Annotated in this window: 3 protein-coding genes; 2 read left to right on the top strand and 1 reads right to left on the bottom strand. The window is 63.4% G+C overall.

Going from position 1 to position 3,597, the window contains the following annotated elements:
• Positions 1 to 602: 602 nt before the first annotated feature.
• Complete coding sequence (locus IV091_RS11415) at positions 603 to 2,090, top strand: RNB domain-containing ribonuclease (protein ID WP_293468753.1); 1,488 nt, start codon at positions 603 to 605, stop codon at positions 2,088 to 2,090.
• Between the two features lie 124 nt (positions 2,091 to 2,214).
• Positions 2,215 to 2,490, top strand: coding sequence for a YkvA family protein (locus tag IV091_RS11410; RefSeq protein ID WP_293468751.1), 276 nt, complete (start codon positions 2,215 to 2,217; stop codon positions 2,488 to 2,490).
• 123 nt (positions 2,491 to 2,613) lie between these two features.
• Here the strand turns inward: IV091_RS11410 and gap are convergent.
• Positions 2,614 to 3,597, bottom strand: a 984-nt coding sequence (gene gap, locus IV091_RS11405) for a type I glyceraldehyde-3-phosphate dehydrogenase (protein WP_293468749.1), incomplete at its 5' end; no start/stop codon positions are given.

Raw genomic sequence — 3,597 nt, 5'->3', positions numbered from 1 at the left:
CCGGTGGCGAATCGCATCAGCCTCCGCCTGCTCCAGCGCGGAAAAAAGCATTTCGGCATCAATGAGCTGCCGTTTCTGCGGCTCGCTTAGTTCATAGAAGGGGTTCACTGGGCGCTCTCTTCAAGGTAAAAGTCCGATTGTTCAATTTTGCCTTGAAGCGTGAAAACTTCAAGGTAAAAACAAGCTATCCAGTATTTACCTTGAAGAACGCCATAACAGCGTCCGGCTTTTGATGAACATGCCCTATTCGGGCCGGAAATCCAAAGGAGTCAAGGGCCGATTCAAGTCTGAAATGCAACCGACTGACTATGCAGTTGTAGCTGCTTTATAAAAAGTTCACCGTCCTACCCGCGAAGGCGGGTATCCAGAGGATCAACGACGCCGATGAGCACCGTCGCCGGGTTCCCGCCTTCGCGGGAACGACGCAATGGCAGATAGCTGAGCTGTTACAAAAATCCAGATCAAATAGGGCTATAGCGCTTACCAGAAATGCGCAAGCAGCTATTTTATTTATAGCATTTATCGAAGAATGCAGCAAACCTTGCCGCAAGCCCAAGACGCAGCCAGCAGGTACATTCAAGCCACTAAACCACAGGCCGCCCATGAACCCCATCACCCCCATCACCGCCGTTAACCCCGTCAACCTCCACCGCATCGCCGTTGAAGCCATGCGCGCCCGGGGCCTGCTGCCCGCCTTTGCGCCAGAGGCCTTGCAAGAGGCCGAGGATGCGCGCCAGGCGGGCCCTGAGCGCAGCAGCGCCATCCGCGACCTGCGCCATCTGACCTGGTTTTCCATTGACAACGACGACACGCGCGACCTGGACCAGCTGAGCGTGGCCGAGCTGCAGGTTGCCGGCGCCGCGCGCCTGCTGGTGGCGGTGGCCGATGTGGACACCAAGGTGGCGCCTGGCGGCGCGGTGGATGACCATGCGGCTGCCAACACCACCTCGGTCTACACGGCGGCCGGCGTGTTCCCGATGCTGCCCGAGGTGCTGTCCAACGACCTGACCTCGCTGCACCAAGACCAGGAGCGGCTGGCGGTGGTGGTCGACATGCAGGTCGAGGCAGACGGCACGGTGTCCGCGTCCAGCGTCTACCGGGCAACCGTGCTCAACCGCGCCAAGCTGACCTATGACGGCGTGTCGGCGTGGCTGGACGGCCAGGGGCCCCCGCCGGCGCAGATCGCCAGCGTGCCGGGGCTGGAGGCGCAGCTTCGTCTGCACGACGTATTAGCAGGCGCGTTGCGGCAATGGCGGCAAACGCGCGGCGCGCTGAACGTCAACACGGTGTCCGCGCGCCCGGTGTTTGAGGACGGTCTGCTGGTGGACCTACGCCCCGACTACAAAAATCGCGCCAAGGATCTGATCGCCGACCTGATGATCGCGGCCAACGGCGCGACTGCGCGGTATCTAGCAGACCAGGGTTTCCCGTCGCTGCGCCGCTTTTTACAGGCGCCGCGCCGCTGGGACCGCATCGCCCTGCTGGCGGCGAGCCATGGCGAGCAGTTGCCGGCAACGCCCGATCCGCTGGCGCTGGACCGCTTCCTGAGCGCGCGCCGCCTGGCCGACCCGGCCGGGTTTGCCGACCTGTCGCTGGCGGTGGTGAAGCTGCTGGGATCGGGCGAATACGCGGCCGCGCCCGCCGCAACGGCTGATGCAACCGGGACGGGGCATTTCGGGCTGGCGGTGAACGACTACGCGCATTCCACCGCGCCCAACCGGCGCTTTCCCGACCTGGTGACCCAGCGCCTGCTGAAGGCGGCCATTGCGGGCGAGGCGCCGCCCTATTCGGACGGGCAGCTCAGCGAAATCGCCCAGCACTGCACGCTGCAGGAGGACAACGCCAGCAAGGTCGAGCGCCAGGTGCTCAAGGCCGCAGGCGCCTGGCTGCTGCACGGGCGCATCGGCGAAGTCTTCGACGCCCTGGTCACCGGCGCCGCCGCCAAAGGCACCTTCGTGCGCATCAGCAGCCCCATGCTCGAAGGCCGGGTGGTGCGCGGCTTCGAGGGGCTGGACGTGGGCGATACGGCCCGCGTCAGGCTGCTGGCGGTGGACGCTGAAAAAAGCTTTATTGACTTTGAACGAGCCTGAGCGCGGAGCGAGCAGCGAGCAGCGCAATGTAAAGCCTGGGGAAAGTCGCTTGCAGTAGCCCCGTCCAGCGCCATCTGGGCTGGATACGGTCCCGCCCGGGACCGACCCTGAATGAAAGCCTGCCATGTTCAAACGCCTGACCCTGCTATGGGCCTTGCTGCGCGGCGACGCACGGCAACTGTGGTTTGCGCTGCGCCACCCGGCGGCGCCGCGCTGGCTCAAGCTGGGCACCGCGCTGATCGCGCTGTACCTGTTCTCGCCCATCGACCTGATTCCGGACATGCTGCCGGTGATCGGCGTGGTGGACGACCTGGTGCTGGTGCCGCTGGCGATCCGCTGGCTGCTCAAGCGCCTGCCGCCGGAGATTGCCCAGGCAGCGGCAAAGCGGCGCGGCGGCTGAGGCGAATCTGCGCCTGCCAGCGCAGCAAATTCCGGGCGGCAATGGCGCGAAACCCGTCAGAAGAATAGATAAAAGGCATGAAAAAAGCGCCCGAAGGCGCTTTTCAAAATAGCCGGCGGCGAATTACTTCGACACGACCCGCGCCATCTCCAGGCACTTGTTCGAATAACCCCATTCGTTGTCGTACCAGGCGACGATCTTCACGAAAGTGCTGTCCAGCGCAATGCTGGCCTCGGCGTCAAAGATCGAGGTGCGGGTGTCGCCGCGGAAGTCGGTGGCGACGACCTTGTCTTCGGTGTAGCCCAGCACGCCTTTCAGGGCGCCTTCGCTTTGTGCCTTCATCTCGGCGCAGATTTCGGCCATGGTGGCTTCGCTGCTGAGCTCGCAGGTCAGGTCCACCACGGACACGTCAGACGTTGGCACGCGAAAGGACATGCCGGTGAGCTTTTTGTTGAGCTCGGGAATCACCACGCCCACGGCCTTGGCGGCGCCGGTGCTGGAAGGAATGATGTTTTCCAGAATGCCGCGGCCGCCGCGCCAGTCCTTGTTTGAAGGGCCGTCGACGGTTTTCTGCGTGGCGGTGGCGGCGTGCACGGTGGTCATGAGGCCGCGCTTGATGCCCCATTTGTCGTTGAGCACCTTGGCGACGGGCGCCAGGCAGTTGGTGGTGCAGCTGGCGTTGCTGATGATGGCCTGGCCGGCGTAGGTCTTGTCATTGACGCCGTAGACAAACATCGGGGTGTCGTCCTTGGACGGGGCCGAGAAGATGACCTTTTTGGCGCCAGCGGCCAGGTGCTTTTCACCGGCGGCCTTGTCCAGGAACAGGCCGGTGGCTTCCAGCACCACGTCGGCGCCGACTTCGTTCCACTTCAGATTGAGCGGGTCGCGTTCCTGCGTCAGGCGAATGCGCTTGCCGTTGACGATGAGCGTGTTGCCTTCCACCGAAACTTCGCCTTTGAAGCGGCCGTGCACGCTGTCGTACTGCAGCATGTAGGCCAGGTACTCGGGCTCGAGCAAGTCGTTGATGGCAACGATCTCGATGTCTGAAAAGTTCTGAATGGCGGCGCGCAACACGTTGCGGCCAATGCGGCCGAAGCCGTTAATACC

Source organism: Polaromonas sp., from assembly GCF_018780625.1.
Classification (GTDB): Bacteria; Pseudomonadota; Gammaproteobacteria; order Burkholderiales; family Burkholderiaceae_C; genus Polaromonas.
Note: the sequence above shows the minus strand (reverse complement) of the source record. Positions and strands in the feature narration are given on the sequence as shown.